We start from the raw sequence: 19,698 nt of genomic DNA on the forward strand, positions 1-19,698 counted from the left end.
CTGGCGGGACCCAAGCCCCTAGCTTTATCTGCCGAAGAGTAGATCCTAGAAATCAACCGGGCCGTTGGCTTTCTTGCCAACAAATTTCCATCCAATAAACAACAGGATCGCAAACACCGGGATGGCCGCAATGGTGTAAAGCCCGATAGGGAAGACCTCGCCGTCGTCACCGGTCAAGGTGTCAAAGGCAATCAGCGCGGTAATGATCACCAAGGACACCAGACCAATCCATCCGGTCACCGGTGCACCAGGCATGGGTAGTTTTGAGATCTTTCCCTTTTTCTTACGTAGCATCAGCTGGCAGGCGAAAATCGTCGCCCAGGTAAACAGCACCCCGATTGATGCGGTGTTCAGAGCCAGGTCGAAGGCGAAAGTGCCACCAAGCCAGACGTTAAGCACCACACCGAGCAGGTAGATCACGCCTACGGTGAGAATTCCTGTGGACGGGACAAAACGTTTGTTCATCTTGGATAACCACTGTGGTGCGTGACCGTTGCCGCTCATGGTGCGCAAGATTCGACCAATAGAATACAGCCCCGAATTACATGAGGATAGTGCAGCGGTGATCACCACGAGGTTCATCACCGAACCAATCCAGCCTAGGCCCATCTCGTCGAATACCGTCACGAACGGGCTGACCCCAGCCTCATATTCATTCCACGGCAAGACCATCGCGAGCAAGCTGACGCTACCGATGTAGAAAACGAGAATTCTAAAGACCACCGCGCGAATTGCCGAAGGCACCTCTTTCTCCGGATTTTCCATCTCTCCGGCGGCAATACCCACCAGTTCAATGGCGTTGTAGGCGAAGATCACCGAGTTCAGCACCAGGATGGAAACGAAGAAACCACGCGGGAACATGCCGCCCTCGCCGTTTTCATTACCAATAAAAAGATTAGAGACCGAGGCGGTGTGCTCCCCCACCTGCGCATTGGTCACCACCATGTAGGTGCCTACGGCGAGGAACAACAAGATCGCGGTGACCTTGATAAAAGCTGCCCAAAATTCGAATTCTGCAAAGGCTTTGGCGCTGAACAGGTTAATTGCCACCAGCATTGCCAGCGCACATATTGCCGAAACTTCCACCGGAAGCTGTGGGAAAAAGTATTGGAAGTACAGCCCGATCGCGACCAGCTCCGCGATTCCGGTCATCACCCAGTTCAGCACGTACATCCAACCCGAAATAAAGGCACCCTTGGGACCAAAAAGTTCCCCGGCGTAAGACACAAAGGAACCAGAGGTTTGCCGGTACATGATCAGCTCGCCTAAGGCGCGCATCAGCAGGTAGGCGATACCACCAGCTAAGGCGTAGGAGAAGATCAGTGCAGGCCCGGTAGACGCAAGTCGTCCGCCAGAGCCCATAAACAGGCCCACCCCGATAGCTCCGCCAATGGCAATCATTTGCACATGTCGGCGGCCCAGAGTTTTCTTATAACCTTCGGAACTAATCTCAGCGTTTTTTGTGCCCTGCTGGTGCTGGCTTGACGACACTTAACTACACTCCTGAAAATAGGACCTTCACTTGCCAGCTACTACACGTTGGCGGAAGGCACGGGGCAAATTTACTCCCATCTGACCGCAAAGCACCAATCATTGAGGTGAGAGATCATTGCTCACTATCGCCGGCTGCGGACGCCTACGCTAAGTTCCGTGAGCGTTGGACTAGCATTTAGAGAGTGAGTAGCCAAAATAATTCAGTCCTGCCCGAAAAGGTCTCCGACATTTTTGATCCCGTGCGTTGGCGCGTTGTCGAAGGGTTCGATTTCACCGACATCACCTACCACCGTCAGGTTGAACGTGATGAAGCCGGAACGATTGTCCGTGACCTGCCGACGGTACGTATCGCCTTTGACCGTCCAGAGGTACGCAATGCTTTCCGTCCGCACACCGTAGATGAGCTTTACCGCGCAATGGATCATGCACGCATGACCAGTAACGTGGCTACGGTCTTGCTCACCGGTAACGGACCTTCCCCGAAGGACGGTGGACACGCCTTCTGCTCCGGCGGAGATCAGCGTATCCGTGGACGTGACGGCTACCGTTACGCCGAAGGTGAGACCGGCGAATCCATTGATCCAGCCCGTGCCGGACGTCTGCACATCTTAGAAGTCCAACGCCTGATGCGCACCATGCCAAAGGTCGTAGTGTGTGTGGTCAATGGGTGGGCAGCCGGTGGCGGACACTCCTTGCACGTGGTCTCTGACCTGAGCATCGCGTCCACTGAGCATGGAAAATTCAAGCAGACCGATGCAACGGTTGGTTCATTTGATGCCGGCTACGGCTCGGCCTTACTAGCCCGCCAGGTGGGTCAGAAGACCGCCCGCGAGATTTTCTTCCTGGCCCGCGAATACTCGGCAGATGACATGGTGCGCATGGGCGCGGTGAACGAGTCAGTTCCACACGAGCGACTGGAAGAAGTGGCGCTGGAATACGCAGCCGATATTGCCAAGCAGTCCCCGCAGGCCATCCGAATGCTGAAGTTTGCGTTTAACCTCGCCGATGACGGACTGGCCGGTCAGCAGGTCTTTGCTGGAGAAGCTACCCGCATGGCCTATATGACCGACGAAGCGGTGGAAGGCCGCGACGCGTTCTTAGCTAAGCGCGACCCAGACTGGTCCAACCACCCGTACTACTTCTAAGCCAAGGAGAAGTTCTTCGTATGCTGGCACCCCACCATGTCCTGTTGCAATCTTTGGCCGCTAACGCCAATGACTCCGGGCCCGCAATAGAAGTGTTCGCGGATCCCGCGTCAGCTGATGGCGTGCAGATCAAACATCTGCGTGACGAAGACCTACCGGGCTTTGCACAGACCATGGTGGTGGTCCGCACCTCCGGGTCAACCGGCCGGGCTAAGCGCACGGTGCTGAGCCTGACAGCCATGGCAGCTAGCGCTCAAGCCACCGCCGAATATCTAGGGTTCGAGGGGCAATGGCTGCTGGCTTTACCGGTGCACTACGTGGCCGGGCTCAGCGTGCTCACCCGTTCGCTGTTCGCCGGCACCAACCCGGTGAGTATGGACCTATCCGGTAGCTTCTCCGCGGAGAAATTCGTGGACACGGCCGAACAAATGGTGGAGAGCCGCCGGCTGACCTCGCTGGTTCCCACCCAATTGGCGCGGTTGCTCGACAACCCAGAGCCACGCACGGTGGCGGCGTTGAAACGATTTGATGCGATTCTGCTTGGCGGGGCGCGTGCCAGCAAAGACCTGCTCCAGAATTCACGTCATCTAGGTTTGAAAATTTTCCAAACCTACGGCTCTTCAGAGACCTCCGGCGGTTTGGTGTACAACGGCACCGCGCTTCCAGGGGTCAAACTTGCCGAACGTGAAGGCAGGATTATGGTCTCCGGCCCAATGCTTGCCGATGGTTATGCAAATAATCCCGAAGCTACTGCCGAGCACTTTATCCTTCATGAGGGGTCGCGTTGGTATCTGACCGATGATCTAGGCACCGTGCGTGGAAATCGTTTAGAAATTGCAGGGCGTATCGACGATGTGATTAATACCGGCGGCGTCAAACTTTCCGCAGGGAAGATTGAGGGGCTGCTAGATGAGTTCTTCACGCAGAGCCTGATCCTGCCGGTCCCCGACGCGCAATGGGGTCAAAGTGTAGGTTTGGCCTATTCAGGCCCCACAAATACGGCAGAAGCATTCGACGCTGTGCGCCAAACTATTGGTTCAGCTGCGGTACCCAAATATGTACAGCACTACCCGGCGGGGCTTCCCCAATTGCCTAACGGGAAATTTGATCGGCGTAAAATTCTGGCTGCACTGCTCGCCACACACTGATCCGATTCGCCTTGCCCGTGGTTTCGCGGGAAACTAGAGGGTACGAGTTTTTTATCCACGCCGAAAGGAACGAGAAGTGGCAACGCTTTCCCAATGGGTCGCTGGCGCGCGCCTGCGCACCCTACCCATCGTTATTGCCCCGGTAGTCATCGGCACCGCGGCTGCAGTGGGTCAGACTGGCCAAGTCTCCTGTTTCCGTTTTGTGCTCGCCCTCTTAGTAGGGCTGCTGCTCCAAGTCGGCGTGAACTACTCTAATGACTACTCAGATGGAATCCGCGGGACCGATGATGAACGCGTCGGTCCGGTGCGTTTGACCGGTTCCAAGCTAGCCACTCCCACACAGGTACGAAATGCCGCTTTTGGGTGCTTCGGGCTCGCCGCGATCTTCGGCCTGCTGCTAGTAATACTTTCCTCAACTTGGCCACTGCTCTTAGTCGGTGTGGCCGCGATTTTCGCCGCATGGGGTTACACCGGAGGGAAGAACCCTTACGGTTACCGTGGCTGGGGCGACGTGTACGTGTTCATTTTCTTTGGTCTGGTTGCCACGTTGGGAACCACTTATACCCAAAGTGGTCAGCTCACGTTCGCGGCACTGCTCGGTGCCATCGGCACCGGCTTTATTGGCTGTGCCTTGCTCATGGCAAATAACGTTCGAGATATTCCCACCGATAGTGAGGTTGGAAAAATCACGCTGGCGGTGCGTCTAGGCGAGCAGCTGGCTCGCCTGAGCTATGTGCTGATGCTCAGTGTCGCCATCGTCCTGCCACTGCTATTGACCGGATCTAATCCGTGGATGTGGCTGATCCTGCTGACCTTCGTTCCGGCCGCGGCACCGAGCTGGGTGATGCTTCGCGAGCAGTCGCTACCGAAGCTGGTTGTGGTGCTCAAACAGACCGGCATCGTCAACGTGGTTTATGCCGTGCTCTTTACCTTAGCCATCGTGCTGAACACCTGGCTATAACGAAGAAGCCTTCCAATTTTGAATTTGGAAGGCTTCTTTTTTATTTGTCGTCTGAACGGAGTTTTTCATCGTAAGCGTCCTCGATGGCTTCTTCGGCCAGCTGAGAATCGGTCTTCGACGCTGAGGTTTTGGCGAACGCCTTGCGTGCGTCATCATTGGCTGCCAGACGTAATTTGTTAAAGAACAAATAGGTCACGGCAAAAGCGATTACCAGGGCAATGAGGCCTGCGGTGAAGATCGGCCAGAGCATCAGTTTCCACAGTGCCAAGAAGACAACGAGAAACAAGCCCAACCGAATCACCGAATATTTCAGAAACTGCATACGTTAAAGTCTACCGATGAACCTGTGAGCCAGATTGTCACTAGACTAGAGTCATGGTCCGCTTTATTATCTTTGCTGCACTCATTTCGGTGGCACTCATGATCTATACATTGATCGAGTGTGCTCGCACCGAACGACATCGGGTACGCTCCTTGCCTAAGACGGCATGGATCATCATTATCATCGTGCTTCCCCTGATCGGGGCGGGTTTGTGGTTTGTTCTAGGACGCCCACAGGCCGCTTCATCTGGCCCCGCTAACAAACAAAGCGCCCCAGATGACGACGAGGATTTCTTGCGTCAACTTGAAATCTGGCGTCGCCAGCAACAGCGTGAGTCTGAGCTGAAGGCACGTGAGGAAGAACTCAAACGAAAAGAAGACGATAAGAAGAAGCCGAAGAAGGATAATTCTTCGGACGACTCAGATACTCAGCCCAAAGATCTTTAGAACCTTTGGCTTCGTCACCTTGTAGGGCCCGGCATACGCCGGGCCCTACAAGGCTTTTAAAGGCCGTTTCACGCAGGCACCCACGTATCTAAGCCATCGAAGGTATCTCGTCCGTAGGTCGGGCCTCTTACGAGCCGGACGATAAGTGCACGCGGGTCCCCCTACTAGGCGGGAAAGAAAAGATCCCCGAGGGATAAGCCAGTCAGGCTTTTCCCTCGGGGATCTCTAGAACTCTAATCGAGCAGACTTTAGACTCCGGCGTAGGAGTGCAGTCCGTTGAAGAAGATGTTCACGATGGTGAAGTTGAAGATCACGCAGCCGTAGCCGATGATGGACAACCAGGCCGAGCGAGGACCGGTCCAGCCGCCGGTGGCACGTGCGTGCAAGTAGCCCGCGTAGACCACCCAAATCACGAATGACCAGACTTCCTTTGGGTCCCAGCCCCAGTAGCGCCCCCAAGCAGCTTCGGCCCAGATGGCTCCTGCAATCACGGTGAAGGTCCACATCACGAATGCGATGGTGTTGATGCGGTAGGCGAAGTTCTCCAGAGCGCCGGCACCAGGAACCAAACGCATGAATGGGAGCTTGTCCGGTAGCCCGCTTGCAATCTTGTTCATGCGCGAGTGCTGGATCAGCTGCAGTACGTTCATGGCAAAGCTGATGGAGAACAGTGCCGAGGCAAATACTGCGATAGATACATGGATGACGATCCAGGGACTCTGCAGAGCTGGCATCAGGTGCCCCAAGGGGGTTGGGAAACCAATGGTTGCACCGCATAGCATCAAGGTCACTAGACCGATGATGAAGCTGCCCATAAATCGCAGATCCTTGAAAAACAGCACCACCAGGTAGACCACGGCGACCACCAATGCGCCGGTGGAAAGGAACTCATACATATTGCCCCACGGCACACGGTGTGCTGCCACACCGCGGCCGATGACCGCGAAACCATGCATTGCCACAGCAAGCCATGAGAGTACCAAAGCAATTCGAGCCATATTTCGGTTCGAAGAGTGTTCAGTGTAGTTCATCTTATCGTTGACAACGTTTTCGCTGACGTTGTCCGCTCGTGGCACAGGAGCTCCACGCTTGGTGCTTCGTGGCGCCGACACGGAGGTGGCTGTCGCACCCACCAGCATTTCGGAGTCGCGCTTGAGCGCTGCCGCATCAATTTCACTGATGATCTTGTTACTCTTGGCCAGATCAAGTGCGAAGAGGATGAAGGCAACCATATAGACGAAGGCCGAAAGCAACATGAACAGCTGGCTGTAGTTACCCAGTGTTTCATTGATTGGCGCGAGATTTGAGCCGTTAGGCATTTACTTCTCCTTGGTCCTGCTTCTGACTGGCCAATGGCCACTTGCTATCAAAGATATTGTGCAACTCTGTGGACTCGCGTTCAAGACGCGGATCCTCACCGCGGGCCAACAGAGCGTATTCGACACTTCGCTGGCCATCGTTATTCTTCAGCTTCACCCAGACGCGACGACGCGGGGTGAACAGCGATACTATCAGTCCTGCCAGAGCCAAAAATGAGAAGATCGCCATCGGAATTTTACTTGGATCATAATTCACGTCAACGCCGATAAATCGCTTCAGATCATTGAAGGTGATGCTGCCTTTGCCGTCGGGGAGATCATACGTCTGTCCGGCTTCCAGCACGATGCCACCGGCGTCAAGGTTCCGGGAGTTCACTTCGGTGAGGTTGTCGGTATCCAGTACGTAGACGTTCTGCGGCACCCCGTCGTCCAGACCCAAATTTCCGGCAAAGGAGTTCAGGTGCAGCTGCGGATTGATGGCATTCGGGTCACCTGAAATACCGAATCCTGTTTCATCCACCAGTGCGGTGGGCAACAAGAATCCCTGGAATCCCAACTGTTCTGGTTTCGCGTCCGGAGCCTTGATCACCATCATCGAGGTATACACCGAGTCTTGCGGGACGGAAACCACCGGTCCGGAGAAGGCCACGTCCCCATTGCCGTCCTTGACGGTCACTACCGGTGCGTAGCCGTTGCCTACCAGGTAGACATCGGCACCGTTAATGCGCAGCGGATGGTTCACCTTGATGTCTTCTTCGACAGGTTCCGCATCGGCCGAACGCCGGGTTTGAACATGTGCGGTGAAGTCCAGCGGCTGGCCAAAGTGGGTCTTGGATTCACGGTCGAAAACAATGTCGAATTTGTCCAGCTTCACCGAGTACGGGGTGAGATTTTCGGGATTGAAATTCGTCCCGGGGGTGAACGCGTCATAGGAAACCAGGGAGTTTACAAAGGTCTCCCCCTCCACGATGACTCGCTGTCCGCTGTAACCGAAGGCGCCACCAATAGCTACCGAAATGAGCACGCCGATCAGCGAAATATGGAAGGTCAGGTTTCCGATCTCACGAGTATAGCCACGCTCTGCGGCTACCGAACGACCGGTGGCATCGGAGCGACGTTCGACTCGGTACCCACGTTTGCGCAGCACCTTGTAGGCATCGTCGATGACTTCATCATCGCTGGGAGTATCTGCTTCACCTTCAACCAGCTGCAGGGAGGTGTACTGGGGCAGGCGGTTAAGCCTGGACGGCGTACGCGGCGGTGGGGTCCGCAAAGCTTGCGCATGCTTTTTTACCCGCGGAACAATGCAACCGACCAACGAGATAAACAGCAAGATGTAAATCGCCGAGAACCACGCGGAAGAATACACATCAAAAAGCTGGAACCGGTCAAGCCACGGGCCGGTGACCGGGTTATTATTCAGATATTCCCTGACGGTCTCCGGGTTCATTGAACGCTGCGGGAAGATTGATCCCGGAACTGCTGCGACCGCGAACAGCAGCAGCAAGAAGAGCGCCGTGGGCATGGAGGTCAGTTGCGTCCAGATCCACCGCAGGGACCCAACCAAGCCCAAGGCCGGTGCATCGCCGCGGTCTTTAGCGGTGCGTTTATTTTTCGCCATTAAATCGGCAACCTCACTTCATTGGCAAACCAGTTTTGTAGTTCTGCGACCCAGCTTCCCCAGAGCCCGGTCATCATGACTACACCAAGCAGAATCAGCATTCCGCCGCCCAAACGCATGACCAGCAGTTGGTGGCGGCGGAAGAACGCCAGCGCCCGCATGCCACGCTGCAGTCCCAGGGCAATCCCAATAAAGGGAAGGCCCAATCCCAAGCAATAAAACGCGGTTAACAATGTTCCACGAGCTATATTCGGGTCGGTTCCTGTCGACATGATCAGTACGGCACTGAGCGTAGGACCAATGCATGGAGCCCAGCCCAGTCCGAAGGTGAACCCCAGAATCGGTGCTCCCCACAGGCCTGCCGGCGGCTTGCGGTGAATTTTCCGGTCACGCTGCAACCACGAAATACCGCCCATGAAGACGACACCCATGATGACCACCACTAGGCCAAGTACCTGGGTCACCCAGGCGCCTTCGAATCTCAGCCAGGCAGTGGTCTGGCTGAAGAGTACTCCGATGGCAATGAAAACCACCGAGAATCCCAGAACAAAGAGCAGTACCCCAAGCAATACCCGCCCTCGGCGGTGCTCTCGTAAGTCAGCACCGGACAGCCCAGTGACATAGCCCAGATATCCGGGAACCAAAGGAAGTACACAAGGCGAAAGGAAAGAAACGAGACCCGCTAATATAGCCACCGGCGCGGCCAACAGCATGGATCCGTCCAGCACAATATCGGCAAAGGGATTCGACGTAGTCAACAAGTTGCTCACAACTCTTCAGTGAGTGCTGTATCGATCAGCGTCTTCAGAATCTTTGGGTCAACCGCGCCGATTACACGTGCACGGACTCGTCCCTGACGGTCAAGTACCAAAGTGGAAGGCACCGCCTGCAGCGGAACATATTTTGTCATAGCCAGCTGAATCTGGCCACCTGTGTCTTGAATCGACTCGTAGGGAATCTCAAAGCTGCGTTCAAAGGCTTGTGATGCTTCGGCTTCGTCACGGACGTTGACCCCGACAAATGGAACCTTGTCACCAAATTCTTCGGACAGCTCTTTCAGGTGCGGTGCTTCGATCCGGCACGGAGCGCAGGCCGCGTACCAAAAGTTGATAACCACTGGTTTACCGCGCATTTTGCTGAGATCCACGGTCGTGCCTTGGTAGGTTTTGGAGTTGATCTCGATGGGCTCGGTACGTTTTTCAACCGCGTATTCTTCCACGGCGCCGTCTCCGGCAATGTAGTTCTTGTTGTCTCCGGAGCGCGCCTGTTTGGAAAGCGGATCCTCGGTGGCCGTGCAGGCGGCCAATGGCACAGCGACCGCAGCAACCAGCATCGAGCGCAACATGGTGCGACGATTTAAGAAGCGAGGGTTCTGTGAGGACTCATTCATCAATTTTAAGCTCCAGGGATGTTCGCCGCGCCAGCCAGCAGGTCTGGGCTCGGTTCGGTGTAGTTCACGGAGCGAAGTTCGTCTCCGTCAAATTCAAAACTGGTTATTGAGGTCAACGTGCATTGCCGCGCTCGCGGATCATGGAAAAGGCGTCGGCCTTCTGCGTCGCGGCGGGTCACCCAGATAGGCAATTGGTGGCTCACGATGATGATTTCTGCACCGTCTCCGTGCTCGGCGAGGGCGGCGTGGCGTTGTTCGTCCATGGCCAGGCGCATTCGAGCAACCTGCTGCACATAGGGTTCACCCCAAGAAGGCTTCAGCGGGTTGCGCAGCAACGGCCAATAGCGCGGGTTCTTCAGCTGCGACTTGATCTGTGCTAGGCCTTCAAAACTATTTCCGGCTTCGATGACTCGTTCATCGGTGATGATTGGTAAGTCCAGTGCCTGCGCGGTTGGCTGCGCGGTCTGCTGGGCCCGAATCAGCGGGGAGGCGACCAAACGGACAACGTTGGCGCCTTCGGTCTGCCGCTTGGCGAAGTATTCTCCGGCACGGTCTGCCATCTGGAATCCCAGCTCGGAGAGTCCGAATCCTGGGATGCGACCATACAACATGCGGTCCGGGTTGAGAACTTCCCCGTGGCGCAACAAATGAACGGTTGAAACTGGCATGGTTACAGTCTCTCAAACAATCAACCCAAAAGATGAAAATTGTGGCCACGATCAAGTATTCACAGCATCCGCATGGGATTCCCATATCAAAAAACCATCCTTTCGGAGGGCCTGATCACAATCGCCACCAACTAGGCTAGAAGATAGAGAAACCCGATAGCTCAGCGACATGCAAAGGACGGTTATGAGCACCAACGATCCGAACCAGCCGGGCCAGCCGTACAACCCTGCGGCGGGCTCAGGACATTCGAACCCGAATCCTTACGGCGAGAATCCCTACGGCGGGCAGCCCAACCCCTATGGCCAGAATGCCGGGCAGCAGCAACCCCCACAGTTCCAGCAATATCCGCAGCAAGGCGGATACGCTCCGGTGCAGCCACCGGCCGAGCGTCCCAAAACACTGCGGATCGCATTCTTATTGATCTTGCTCGCCGGAGTGTTCAACGCCGCCTCAAGCTGGCTAGTCAACAGCACCAATCTCATTGGCAACGTCATCACTTCGCAGTGGGGGCTATTTGAAGAGCAGATGCGGACCTCGATGGAGTCGAGCAGCGACCCCGCGGCCAATGTGGAGCTGGAAAAAATGCTCGCCAACCCGGACGCGTTCATGGCTCAGGTCTCCTCATCGATGACTAGCTTCACCATCGTTGGCATGATCATCAGCCTGCTGGCTTACTTCTTGGTTGGTTTTTTTGTTGGTCGTGGCGTCGGCGCGATGCGTATTATCGCCACCATCTTTGCTGCCCTGTCGATCATCAGCTTGCTGATGTACCTGCCAATGATCAGCATGTACGCGAACTCCTCGGACACCATGATGATCAACGTGGTCTTCACGCTCAGCGTGGTGCTCGGTATCGTGGGCGTAGTTTTTGCTTGGTTGCCTGAGTCCTCGAAGTACATCGTCGCGCGCCGCATGGCCCGCCGCGCCGGCTACCGCTAAGCCGAACGGGCATGGCGTTTGTGCCTTAACAACCCGGGTCACGACTTCTCAGAAGTCGTGACCCGGGTTCTTTCTTGAGATCTTCGTCTTTAGCTTTGAACCGCGTGATAGGCCAGAATCTGCAGTTCGGTGGACAGATCCACGCGGCGCACAATCATCCCGGCCGGAATCCGCAAGGGGCGCGGTGCGAAGCTGAGTACCGAGTTCACCCCATGCGCTGCCAGTGCATATATCAATTCTTGGGCCGCCTCCCCCGGAACGGCGAGAACCGCAATATTGATTTGTTCTCGTCCGATGACCTCGCCCAGGGTGCTTATTGGCTCCACCACAAGATCTCCAACGTCACTGCCGATTATGCTCGCGGACGTATCAAGAATTGCTCGGACCTGGAATCCACGGCTGGCAAAGCCTGCATAGCCGCTCAAGGCTCGTCCCAGGTTACCTGCACCCAGAATGGCTACCCGCCAGTCCCTGGTCAATCCCAGCGTTCGGTTGATATGTTCGGCCAGTTCGGTCACCACATATCCCACGCCGCGGGTTCCATAGGATCCCAGCAATGAGAGATCTTTACGCAGAATCGCCGGATTAACGCCGGCTTCCTTGGCCAGCACACCCGAACTGGTGCGTTCGGTGCCCTGGGCTTCGAATGCGTTCAGCGCACGCAGATATTGGGTCAGCCGGGTCAATGTTGCTTCGGGTAATACCCGTGGCTCAGGCTCAGTCATGAGCGGGCGCTCGAACAGGTTCGGTGAGCGCAGGGCATGTCGCTGGGATCATCATTGCCTAGCTACCCAGCAGACGTTCAAGGCGTTTTCCGTCAACGGTCCAGAAGTCGCGCACTTGACCGTCAATGAGCAACACCGGCACCTCTTCGTGGTGCCTGGCCAGCAGTTCCGGGTGCTCATCGATATCAAGTTCTGAGAACTCCATGTTCATCCGTTCGGTGACGTCTTTGACCGTGGCCCGGGCCGCCGCGCACAGGTGGCAACCTTGACGCATCAACAACTGAATCTCATGCAATGTACTCACCCTTCAATAATCTCACGAGCCGCAACCAGCGTCTAAGTCGAGAATGAAATAAACTGAATCAAATGCAGTCATCAGAGCACCTCAGCGAGCAGCCCACCACGACGCCACACGATGTCGTTGCCGCCTTCTTCGATGTGGATAACACCATGGTGCGCGGTGCCACCCTGTATTTGCTGGCCCGAAAAATGCATCAGCGCCGGTTTTTCCAGTTTCGCGAAATTCTATGGTTTGCGCTCAAGCAGCTGCGTTTTGCCGCCCGTGGCGAGCATATTGGTGACATCCACCAGATTCGTGACCGTGCTTTACTCATGGCCAAGGGTATTTCCGTGGCCGAGATGGCCCAAATTGGCCAAGAGATCTATGACGAGTACATCGAACCAAAACTTTGGAAAGGTACCGTCTCGATTGCCCATCAGCATTTAGCCGTAGGGCGTGAGGTGTGGCTAGTGACGGCAACTCCCCTGGAAGTAGCGAACGTGATATCCGAAAGGCTGACATTAACCGGTGCCTTGGGGACGGTTGTGGAGCGTAAAGACGGAAAATACACCGGTGCGTTGGCCACCCCGATCCTGCATGCAGCCGAAAAAGCACAAGCTATTCGATTGCTAGCTAAAGAACGCGGGATCAAGCTTTCGAAATCGTGGGCCTACTCTGATTCCTATAACGATGTGCCGCTGTTAGAGGCCGTAGGCCACCCGGTGGCGATCAACCCCGACGCCCGGCTCCGTGCCTACGCTAAACGCCGTGGTTGGCAAGTCTACGACTTCCGCACCGGTCAGCGTGCAGCACGGATCAGTTTGCGCCTTGCGGGCGTTCTAGGCGCGCTGTGGGCCGCCAGGCGGTCATTGCTCGCTCGGCGCGGCCGATAGTTCCAGAAAAAGCAATCGCCACCGTCAAGGTCAAACCTTGATACGGTGGCGATAATTGCCAAGAGGCAAAAGCTGCTTGAAGCAGATTTACTTCTTATTGCGACGCTGGTGACGAGTTTTACGAAGCAATTTGCGGTGCTTCTTCTTCGACATACGCTTGCGGCGCTTCTTGATAACAGAGCCCATAGTGGTTCCTCACAAACTAATTAAATATGTCAACCAAAATGTAGGCCTTGAAACTATTCTAAGCCACAAGGTTGACCGGACGTTAAACGTTCCTTAACAGATTACCCGCTTTTCGGTCATGCTCTGACCATCGCGCGGCTATCGACCGAGGGAACCCGTTCCACGCTGCGGATCAATCGCCGCAGCTTGCAGGTATGCTTCCACTGCGTTTTCAGGAACACGATAGGAGCGACCGAATTGAACAGCAGGCAGGTCGCCTGCATGAATCAAGCGATAAACCGTCATTTTGGAAACACGCATCATTTCGGCCACTTCGGCGACCGTCATGAAACGGGCTCCTGCAAAATTCTGTTTATCCGCCATAGGGGAAATTCTCCTGACGCTGATCTCTGATTCGTCGTGTATTTTGCTCGCGTGAACAAATACGACTTGGGATCAACATCTGCAATCATATTCACGTTCGCTCGGTTCCAGTCTAGTCGCACTTACGTAACTTTTGCATCACGGAACACACCAGAACCACGCTTAGATCTCGATTGTGACATTTAAAGTGCTTTGGACACCTGTCTGCCACCAAAAAAGGTGGGAGACAGGCGTCCAAAAGTGCGTTTTAACCAAAAAGCTTAGATAAGACCCTGGGCCAGCATTGCGTCGGCAACCTTCACGAAACCGGCGATATTGGCGCCAGCCACGTAGTTGCCCGGCACACCATACTCATCAGCAGTGGTTGCACAGCGTTCGTGAATGCCCACCATGATTTCCGTCAAGCGGCGCTCGGTGTGCTCGAAGGTCCACGAGTCGCGGCTAGCGTTCTGCTGCATTTCCAGCGCGGAAGTCGCCACGCCACCGGCGTTAGCTGCCTTGCCCGGACCGAAGAGGATGCCAGCGTCTTGGAAGACCGAGGTAGCTTCTGCCGTGGTTGGCATGTTCGCACCTTCGGCGACGGCGATGGTGCCAGCGGCAATCATCTTCTTCGCTGAGGCAACACCAAGTTCATTCTGTGTGGCACATGGCAGCGCCACAGCACCCTGAACATCCCACACGTTGCCATCGGCTACGTAGGAGACCTTCTTGCTTCCGCGGCGTTCGGCGTATTCGCTGATGCGGCCACGCTCAACTTCCTTGATCTGACGCAGCAGCTCAAGGTCGATACCGTTTTCGTCAACGATAAATCCGGCCGAGTCCGAGGCGGTTACTACCTTGGCGCCCAGATCCTGAGCCTTCTCTATGGCGTGCAGGGCTACGTTACCCGAGCCCGAAACAACCACACGCTGACCGTCAAAGCTCTTACCGCGAGTCTTGAGCATCTCGTTGGTGAAGATCACCGCACCGTAGCCCGTTGCCTCGGGGCGAACCAGAGAACCTCCCCAGCTCAAGCCCTTACCGGTGAGTACACCAGACTCGTAACGGTTGGTGATGCGCTTGTACTGGCCGAAGAGATAACCGATTTCTCGACCGCCGACACCAATGTCACCGGCTGGAACGTCGGTGTACTCGCCAATGTGGCGGTACAACTCGGTCATGAACGACTGGCAGAAACGCATCACTTCGCCATCGGACTTACCGCGTGGATCAAAGTCGGAACCGCCCTTGCCGCCACCGATTGGCATACCGGTCAGGGAGTTCTTGAAAATCTGTTCAAAACCAAGGAATTTGACGATACCCAGATACACCGAAGGGTGGAAACGCAGTCCGCCCTTGTATGGGCCCAGAGCAGAGTTGAACTCAACACGGAAACCGCGGTTAATCTGGACACGACCAGCGTCGTCTACCCAAGGAACGCGGAAAATAATCTGGCGTTCTGGCTCACACAGGCGCTGAAGAATAGCAGCCTCTGCGTACTCAGGATGCTTAATTGACACAGCTTCGAGGCTCTCGAAAACTTCGGTCACTGCCTGATGGAATTCTGCCTCACCGGGGTTACGGCGGAAGACTTCGTCGCGAATAGTCGCTAGTTGCTTGTCCAAGTTTCTCTCCTCATCACTTGGGGCAGGCAGCAGGGGCGCACAAAAGACCACCGGCCCGGCAACACTGCCCCACGCAAGAGAATGCCATGTCTGACATTCTTAGCGAAAATTCTTTGTTATAAAACGCGTACTTGTACGTAACGTAAAAGTCGCGTAGAAGAACGGCTCAGACAGTCTTTACCGAAGTCAAAGGGTTATCGACGACGACCAAAACGAGGGAAACGCTCCAAGATCTCTTGAGCTCTGCCCGTGACTTGTTCCAAGCCCCGCCCTACACTGCGGCCGAGCTGATGCGCGGCAGCCGGAAGTGCATTGGCATCTTGCGGATCCTGCACCAAGTCCAGATCCACGGACACCATCTCGGGGACGGGTTCCAAGGCCGGCAGGATCTCGGCACACCAAGCGACCAAAGTTTCAACGGCTTCGCACTGCACGCTATAAATACGCCGCTGTCCTTGGGCGTTCATGGTCACCAGATTTGCTTCGCGCAAAACCTTAAGGTGCTTAGAGACCGTCGGTTGCGAAATTTCCAGTTGTGTCACCAGTGCGCCGACGGCCATGGGTTCGGCCTTCAGCGCTTCGATGATCTTACGTCGGGTTGGTTCTGCCAACGCAGAAAACACTTCATCAATAGCCACAGACATAACCCTATCGGCATATGACCTGACAGCAGCAGATTTCCCACCACGGTCAAGGCTTCAGATTGATCACAGATGGTCAAAAATTCTAGTCAAACCAGGGGTCTAGACCATAGAGCGGAAAGACTTCTTTACGCGTGGCAATAATCGTACGGTCCACCGGATCCGCGGGATCATAGCCGACCTCCCAATTTCGCCACCATAATTGTGCGTCATCACCCATGAGATATGGCATCGCTCGTCCGTAAGTTTCAAGGACATAGCGGCGGAACTGCTCGGGCACATAAGTTCTCAGTGGTACTGGTTTTCCAGCGGCGATTGCGGTCAGATGTGTCCACGTTCGCGGCACCACCGCGGTGACGTTATATCCCCCGCCTCCGGTCGCAAGCCAACGTCCATCACACACATCATCGGCCAGTTGCGCGATATCCAAGGCAACTTGGCGTTGGGCATCTACCGAAAGTTTCAGATTAGTCATCTCATCATCGCGGTGTGCATCACAACCATGCTGAGAGACGATAATTTCCGGATCAAATGCGCGGACCAGCTGTGGGACGACCGCGTGGAAGGCTCGCATCCATCCGGCGTCCCCGGTCATCGCCGGCAAGGCAATATTGACCGCACTACCTTCGGCACGTGGGCCGCCAATTTCGTTGGCGAACCCGGTGCCGGGAAAGAGCGACAGCCCGGATTCATGAATGGAGATCGTCAGAACCCGCTCGTCATCCCAGAAGATTGATTCGGTGCCATCACCATGGTGCGCATCCACATCGATGTAACACACGCGTTTGGCACCACGTTCAAGCATCCGGTGAATGGCTGCGGCTGCATCATTAAAGATGCAGAACCCACTGGCTTTGTTGCGTTTGGCATGATGCATACCGCCGGCAAAGTTCACTGCGCGAACCGTCGACTGATCCATGATGGCGTCCGCTGCGATCACCGAACCGCCGACAATGCGCGCGGCCGCCTCATACATGCCAGCAAAGACTGGGTCATCTTCGGTTCCTAAACCAAAGTCCACGGCTTGCAAGCCGGGGTCTTCACTGACCGCCTTGACCTGATCCAAATAGTCCTGGTCATGCACCGTCAAGAGGATGTGTTCCTCTGCAACCTCCGGAGCGCTCAGGCTCACGTTGGAAGAGGCGTAAACGTCGAGGGCTTCACTGAGTCGATGGGTCAGCTCTAGCCGCGATGGGTGCATTGGATGATAGTCACTGAACTTGTATTTCAGGTATTGCTCATCCCAGAGCACGAGCGTTGGTTGCGGCGCATGTTGAGGTTCTAACACCTTTGTAGGCTACCTGATGGTGATTCAACTAACCCGTTTATTGCCTTTTGGGCATTTTGCTCGTGTTTCGAGGCCCCAAGACGAGCACATTGTGCTTTGACCGCGTAAATTACAAGGAGAACAGTCCACACCACGAAATGGCGATTTAACGCGATGAGCACCCAAAGCGAACCGAGTCACCCGGCAAGGGCGGCTGAGTCGCGCGGCCAACGCCGTAAACAGTGGCTGGCGTTGCGGGTACGCATCGCCGATTTCACCGTCCGCTCCCCCGCTCGTTTAGCCTTGGGTGCCTTTCTGGTCGCCATCACCCTATTCACCTCATTGCTCGCCGCGCCCTTTTCCTCGGCCAGCGGAGAGCCCACACCGTTGCATGACGCCTTGTTTACCGCGGTCTCGGCGGTCTGTGTGACCGGACTGACGACCGTCTCAACTGCGGTGCACTGGTCTTTTGCCGGGCAATTGGTGATGCTCATCGGTACCTTCATGGGTGGCCTGGGAATTTTGACCCTCGCTTCAATTTTTTCTCTTGCGGTCTCTCGGAAGCTCGGCGTGCGTGGCAAACTTATGGCGCAGAACTCCATGAATACCAATGCAGCCTCCGCTTTAGGTGAGGTCGGTTCCCTGCTGCGTATTGTGATCCTCACGGCGGTCAGCCTGCAGGCGCTCATTGCGGCATTGCTCATTCCACGCTTTATTTTGCTGGGTGAAGACTTTCTCTCCGCCATTTGGCACGGAGTTTTTTACGCGGTCTCCGCGTTTAACAACGCAGGCTTCACTCCGCACTCCGACGGGTTAGTTCCTTACGAGACCGACCTGTGGATCTTAGGCCCATTGATGCTTGGCGTGTTCCTAGGATCCTTAGGTTTCCCGGTCATCATGGTGTTACTGGCCCACCGCTTCAACGTCAAAAAATGGAACCTGCACACCAAACTCACCATATTGGTGACGCTCATCTTGCTTGTAGCAGGTACCGCGTTGTGGCTACTGGTCGAGTGGAACAATCCACGGACCATTGGCTCGCTGAATTCCGGAGACAAATTCATCCACGGCCTCTTTGCTTCGGTGATGACCCGCTCTGGCGGGTTTAACCTGGTGGATCAAAATGACATTGGACAAGTCACCGTGTTGGTCACTGACGCGCTCATGTTTGCTGGTGGCGGCTCGGCCTCCACCGCTGGCGGCATCAAGGTCACCACCATCGCGGTGATGTTCTTAGCGATCATGGCCGAGGTCCGTGGTGAACGTGATGCCAAGGCCTTTGGGCGGCGTATTCCCGAGGGCACCATGCGCGTGGCCGTGTCGGTAGTGGCCATGGGCGCCACACTGGTCATGGTGGCCACCGGGTTGCTCTTAGCCATTGACGAGCAGGTCGGGTTCTCCCGGGCACTGTTCGAATCAATCTCTGCTTTCGGTACGGTGGGGCTGAGCATGGGAGTTTCCGCAGAGATGCCCCCAGCCGGTAAATACGTGCTCAGCGCATTGATGTTCGCCGGACGCATTGGAAGTATTACCCTAGCCAGCGCCTTGACCATGCGTCATCGCGATACGCTGTTTAGCCTCCCCGAAGAAAGGCCGATCATTGGCTGAGAAAAACATTGAGCACAACGCCCCGGTGCTCGTCATTGGTCTGGGACGTTTTGGCGCCTCGGTTGCGGAGACCTTAGTGAAACAGGGCCGCGAGGTGCTAGCCATCGAGCGTAGTCCCGAACTCGTTCAGCAGTGGGCCAGCACGCTCACCCACGTGGTCGCGGCCGACGCCACCAATATCGATGCTTTACGCCAACTTGGCGCTCAAGAGTTTAGTTCTGCGGTGGTCGGTGTGGGTACCTCGATTGAGTCCTCCGTGCTGATTACGGTGAATCTGGTCGATTTAGGCATTGAACACCTGTGGGTGAAGGCGATTACTCCCTCGCACGGCAAGATCCTCACTCGCATCGGCGCAAACCATGTGATCTATCCCGAGGCAGACGCCGGAGTTCGTGCCGCCCACTTGGTCGGTGGCCGAATGTTGGACTTCATCGAATTTGATGATGGCTTCGCAATCGTGAAGATGTACCCGCCCAAGGAGACACAGGGATTCACGCTGGCCGAGTCCCAGGTGCGCTCCAAGTACGGGGTCACCATCGTTGGGGTGAAGTCCCCCGGCGAAGATTTCACCTACGCGGTACCAAATACCATGGTCACCCGCCGCGACGTACTGATCGTCTCCGGACATGTAGACCTACTTGAACGCTTCGCTGCTCGCCCCTAAGGCCTAGCAGATA

General features: G+C 55.7%; 22 protein-coding genes. 8 read left to right on the plus strand and 14 right to left on the minus strand.

Annotation, left to right across the window (positions count from 1 at the left end; translation table 11 throughout):
- Window positions 1–45 precede the first annotated feature (45 nt).
- Window positions 46–1,491, minus strand: coding sequence for an amino acid permease (locus IEX04_RS08900; protein ID WP_229677074.1), 1,446 nt, complete (start codon window positions 1,489–1,491; stop codon window positions 46–48).
- Window positions 1,492–1,676: 185 nt separating this feature from the next.
- Here IEX04_RS08900 and IEX04_RS08905 point away from each other — a divergent pair, with 185 nt between their 5' ends.
- The 3 genes from IEX04_RS08905 (at window position 1,677) to IEX04_RS08915 (ending at window position 4,748) form a co-directional block, all read left to right on the plus strand.
- A complete protein-coding gene (locus tag IEX04_RS08905; RefSeq protein ID WP_188685173.1) occupies window positions 1,677–2,639 on the plus strand; it encodes a 1,4-dihydroxy-2-naphthoyl-CoA synthase in 963 nt (320 codons plus the stop codon).
- 20 nt (window positions 2,640–2,659) lie between these two features.
- Entirely contained in the window at window positions 2,660–3,787 is a 1,128-nt protein-coding gene (locus tag IEX04_RS08910) for an AMP-binding protein (protein WP_188685175.1), read from the plus strand.
- Window positions 3,788–3,863: 76 nt separating this feature from the next.
- On the plus strand, window positions 3,864–4,748 hold the full coding sequence (locus IEX04_RS08915; protein WP_188685177.1) for a 1,4-dihydroxy-2-naphthoate polyprenyltransferase: 885 nt from the start codon (window positions 3,864–3,866) through the stop codon (window positions 4,746–4,748).
- Between the two features lie 40 nt (window positions 4,749–4,788).
- On the opposite strand, the gene IEX04_RS08920 is transcribed toward IEX04_RS08915, so the two are convergent.
- The gene (locus IEX04_RS08920; protein ID WP_096257007.1) at window positions 4,789–5,070 is read right to left on the minus strand and encodes a DUF4229 domain-containing protein; all 282 of its coding nucleotides are present in this window, start codon (window positions 5,068–5,070) and stop codon (window positions 4,789–4,791) included.
- Window positions 5,071–5,123: 53 nt separating this feature from the next.
- On the opposite strand from IEX04_RS08920, the gene IEX04_RS08925 reads away from it, so the two are divergent.
- Window positions 5,124–5,516, plus strand: a complete 393-nt coding sequence (locus IEX04_RS08925) for a PLD nuclease N-terminal domain-containing protein (protein WP_096257008.1) — start codon at window positions 5,124–5,126, stop codon at window positions 5,514–5,516.
- A 248-nt stretch (window positions 5,517–5,764) separates the two neighbouring features.
- On the opposite strand, the gene ccsB is transcribed toward IEX04_RS08925, so the two are convergent.
- Genes ccsB through IEX04_RS08950 form a run of 5 tightly spaced genes read right to left on the minus strand, consistent with a single transcriptional unit; the run spans window position 5,765 to window position 10,514 of the window.
- Complete coding sequence (gene ccsB / locus IEX04_RS08930) at window positions 5,765–6,835, minus strand: c-type cytochrome biogenesis protein CcsB (RefSeq protein ID WP_188685179.1); 1,071 nt, start codon at window positions 6,833–6,835, stop codon at window positions 5,765–5,767.
- On the minus strand, window positions 6,828–8,456 hold the full coding sequence (gene resB / locus IEX04_RS08935; protein WP_188685181.1) for a cytochrome c biogenesis protein ResB: 1,629 nt from the start codon (window positions 8,454–8,456) through the stop codon (window positions 6,828–6,830). The genes ccsB and resB overlap by 8 nt, the downstream gene beginning before the upstream one ends.
- The gene (locus tag IEX04_RS08940; RefSeq protein ID WP_188685264.1) at window positions 8,456–9,169 is read right to left on the minus strand and encodes a cytochrome c biogenesis CcdA family protein; all 714 of its coding nucleotides are present in this window, start codon (window positions 9,167–9,169) and stop codon (window positions 8,456–8,458) included. The genes resB and IEX04_RS08940 overlap by 1 nt, the downstream gene beginning before the upstream one ends.
- Window positions 9,170–9,222: 53 nt before the next feature.
- A complete protein-coding gene (locus IEX04_RS08945; protein WP_188685183.1) occupies window positions 9,223–9,846 on the minus strand; it encodes a TlpA family protein disulfide reductase in 624 nt (207 codons plus the stop codon).
- Between the two features lie 5 nt (window positions 9,847–9,851).
- The gene (locus tag IEX04_RS08950) at window positions 9,852–10,514 is read right to left on the minus strand and encodes a histidine phosphatase family protein (RefSeq protein WP_188685185.1); all 663 of its coding nucleotides are present in this window, start codon (window positions 10,512–10,514) and stop codon (window positions 9,852–9,854) included.
- A gap of 184 nt (window positions 10,515–10,698) precedes the next feature.
- On the opposite strand from IEX04_RS08950, the gene IEX04_RS08955 reads away from it, so the two are divergent.
- Window positions 10,699–11,454 carry a hypothetical protein gene (locus tag IEX04_RS08955; protein ID WP_188685187.1) on the plus strand — a complete coding sequence of 252 codons (756 nt, stop codon included), beginning with the start codon at window positions 10,699–10,701 and terminating at the stop codon, window positions 11,452–11,454.
- Window positions 11,455–11,543: 89 nt separating this feature from the next.
- Here the strand turns inward: IEX04_RS08955 and IEX04_RS08960 are convergent, their stop codons facing one another.
- Both IEX04_RS08960 and IEX04_RS08965 read right to left on the minus strand, forming a co-directional pair.
- On the minus strand, window positions 11,544–12,179 hold the full coding sequence (locus tag IEX04_RS08960; RefSeq protein ID WP_188685188.1) for a redox-sensing transcriptional repressor Rex: 636 nt from the start codon (window positions 12,177–12,179) through the stop codon (window positions 11,544–11,546).
- A gap of 58 nt (window positions 12,180–12,237) precedes the next feature.
- Window positions 12,238–12,483 carry a glutaredoxin family protein gene (locus IEX04_RS08965; RefSeq protein WP_308422405.1) on the minus strand — a complete coding sequence of 82 codons (246 nt, stop codon included), beginning with the start codon at window positions 12,481–12,483 and terminating at the stop codon, window positions 12,238–12,240.
- Between the two features lie 62 nt (window positions 12,484–12,545).
- On the opposite strand from IEX04_RS08965, the gene IEX04_RS08970 reads away from it, so the two are divergent.
- Window positions 12,546–13,352 carry an HAD family hydrolase gene (locus tag IEX04_RS08970; RefSeq protein WP_096257015.1) on the plus strand — a complete coding sequence of 269 codons (807 nt, stop codon included), beginning with the start codon at window positions 12,546–12,548 and terminating at the stop codon, window positions 13,350–13,352.
- An 87-nt stretch (window positions 13,353–13,439) separates the two neighbouring features.
- Here the strand turns inward: IEX04_RS08970 and IEX04_RS08975 are convergent, their stop codons facing one another.
- The 5 genes from IEX04_RS08975 to IEX04_RS08995 all read right to left on the minus strand — a co-directional run bounded on the left by IEX04_RS08975 (window position 13,440) and on the right by IEX04_RS08995 (window position 17,347).
- On the minus strand, window positions 13,440–13,538 hold the full coding sequence (locus IEX04_RS08975; protein WP_005504750.1) for a 30S ribosomal protein bS22: 99 nt from the start codon (window positions 13,536–13,538) through the stop codon (window positions 13,440–13,442).
- 138 nt (window positions 13,539–13,676) lie between these two features.
- On the minus strand, window positions 13,677–13,901 hold the full coding sequence (locus tag IEX04_RS08980; RefSeq protein ID WP_096257016.1) for a helix-turn-helix domain-containing protein: 225 nt from the start codon (window positions 13,899–13,901) through the stop codon (window positions 13,677–13,679).
- Between the two features lie 260 nt (window positions 13,902–14,161).
- Window positions 14,162–15,505, minus strand: a complete 1,344-nt coding sequence (gdhA, locus tag IEX04_RS08985) for an NADP-specific glutamate dehydrogenase (protein WP_188685189.1) — start codon at window positions 15,503–15,505, stop codon at window positions 14,162–14,164.
- A 194-nt stretch (window positions 15,506–15,699) separates the two neighbouring features.
- Window positions 15,700–16,143: an ArsR/SmtB family transcription factor gene (locus tag IEX04_RS08990; RefSeq protein ID WP_096257089.1), complete on the minus strand. Its 444-nt coding sequence runs from the start codon at window positions 16,141–16,143 to the stop codon at window positions 15,700–15,702.
- 88 nt (window positions 16,144–16,231) lie between these two features.
- Window positions 16,232–17,347 carry an acetoin utilization protein AcuC gene (locus tag IEX04_RS08995; protein WP_188685268.1) on the minus strand — a complete coding sequence of 372 codons (1,116 nt, stop codon included), beginning with the start codon at window positions 17,345–17,347 and terminating at the stop codon, window positions 16,232–16,234.
- 240 nt (window positions 17,348–17,587) lie between these two features.
- Here IEX04_RS08995 and IEX04_RS09000 point away from each other — a divergent pair, with 240 nt between their 5' ends.
- The gene (locus IEX04_RS09000) at window positions 17,588–19,021 is read left to right on the plus strand and encodes a TrkH family potassium uptake protein (RefSeq protein ID WP_188685190.1); all 1,434 of its coding nucleotides are present in this window, start codon (window positions 17,588–17,590) and stop codon (window positions 19,019–19,021) included.
- A gap of 25 nt (window positions 19,022–19,046) precedes the next feature.
- Window positions 19,047–19,685 (plus strand): potassium channel family protein, encoded by a 639-nt coding sequence (locus IEX04_RS09005; protein WP_096257091.1) that lies wholly within the window; start codon window positions 19,047–19,049, stop codon window positions 19,683–19,685.
- Window positions 19,686–19,698: the final 13 nt, after the last annotated feature.

The sequence above is a fragment of the Glutamicibacter ardleyensis genome (assembly GCF_014644555.1).
Classification (GTDB): domain Bacteria; phylum Actinomycetota; class Actinomycetes; order Actinomycetales; family Micrococcaceae; genus Glutamicibacter; species Glutamicibacter bergerei.

Excerpts from the sequence above, each read along its gene's own strand:
- IEX04_RS08910 (WP_188685175.1), top strand. The coding sequence starts at position 2,660 with ATGCTGGCACCCCACCATGTCCTGTTGCAATCTTTGGCCGCTAACGCC.
- IEX04_RS08920 (WP_096257007.1), bottom strand. The coding sequence starts at position 5,070 with ATGCAGTTTCTGAAATATTCGGTGATTCGGTTGGGCTTGTTTCTCGTT.
- IEX04_RS08925 (WP_096257008.1), top strand. The coding sequence starts at position 5,124 with ATGGTCCGCTTTATTATCTTTGCTGCACTCATTTCGGTGGCACTCATG.
- ccsB (WP_188685179.1), bottom strand. The coding sequence starts at position 6,835 with ATGCCTAACGGCTCAAATCTCGCGCCAATCAATGAAACACTGGGTAAC.
- resB (WP_188685181.1), bottom strand. The coding sequence starts at position 8,456 with ATGGCGAAAAATAAACGCACCGCTAAAGACCGCGGCGATGCACCGGCC.
- IEX04_RS08940 (WP_188685264.1), bottom strand. The coding sequence starts at position 9,169 with ATGCTGTTGGCCGCGCCGGTGGCTATATTAGCGGGTCTCGTTTCTTTC.
- IEX04_RS08945 (WP_188685183.1), bottom strand. The coding sequence starts at position 9,846 with ATGAATGAGTCCTCACAGAACCCTCGCTTCTTAAATCGTCGCACCATG.
- IEX04_RS08950 (WP_188685185.1), bottom strand. The coding sequence starts at position 10,514 with ATGCCAGTTTCAACCGTTCATTTGTTGCGCCACGGGGAAGTTCTCAAC.
- IEX04_RS08955 (WP_188685187.1), top strand. The coding sequence starts at position 10,699 with ATGAGCACCAACGATCCGAACCAGCCGGGCCAGCCGTACAACCCTGCG.
- IEX04_RS08960 (WP_188685188.1), bottom strand. The coding sequence starts at position 12,179 with ATGACTGAGCCTGAGCCACGGGTATTACCCGAAGCAACATTGACCCGG.
- IEX04_RS08970 (WP_096257015.1), top strand. The coding sequence starts at position 12,546 with ATGCAGTCATCAGAGCACCTCAGCGAGCAGCCCACCACGACGCCACAC.
- IEX04_RS08975 (WP_005504750.1), bottom strand. The coding sequence starts at position 13,538 with ATGGGCTCTGTTATCAAGAAGCGCCGCAAGCGTATGTCGAAGAAGAAG.
- IEX04_RS08980 (WP_096257016.1), bottom strand. The coding sequence starts at position 13,901 with ATGGCGGATAAACAGAATTTTGCAGGAGCCCGTTTCATGACGGTCGCC.
- IEX04_RS08995 (WP_188685268.1), bottom strand. The coding sequence starts at position 17,347 with ATGCACCCATCGCGGCTAGAGCTGACCCATCGACTCAGTGAAGCCCTC.
- IEX04_RS09000 (WP_188685190.1), top strand. The coding sequence starts at position 17,588 with ATGAGCACCCAAAGCGAACCGAGTCACCCGGCAAGGGCGGCTGAGTCG.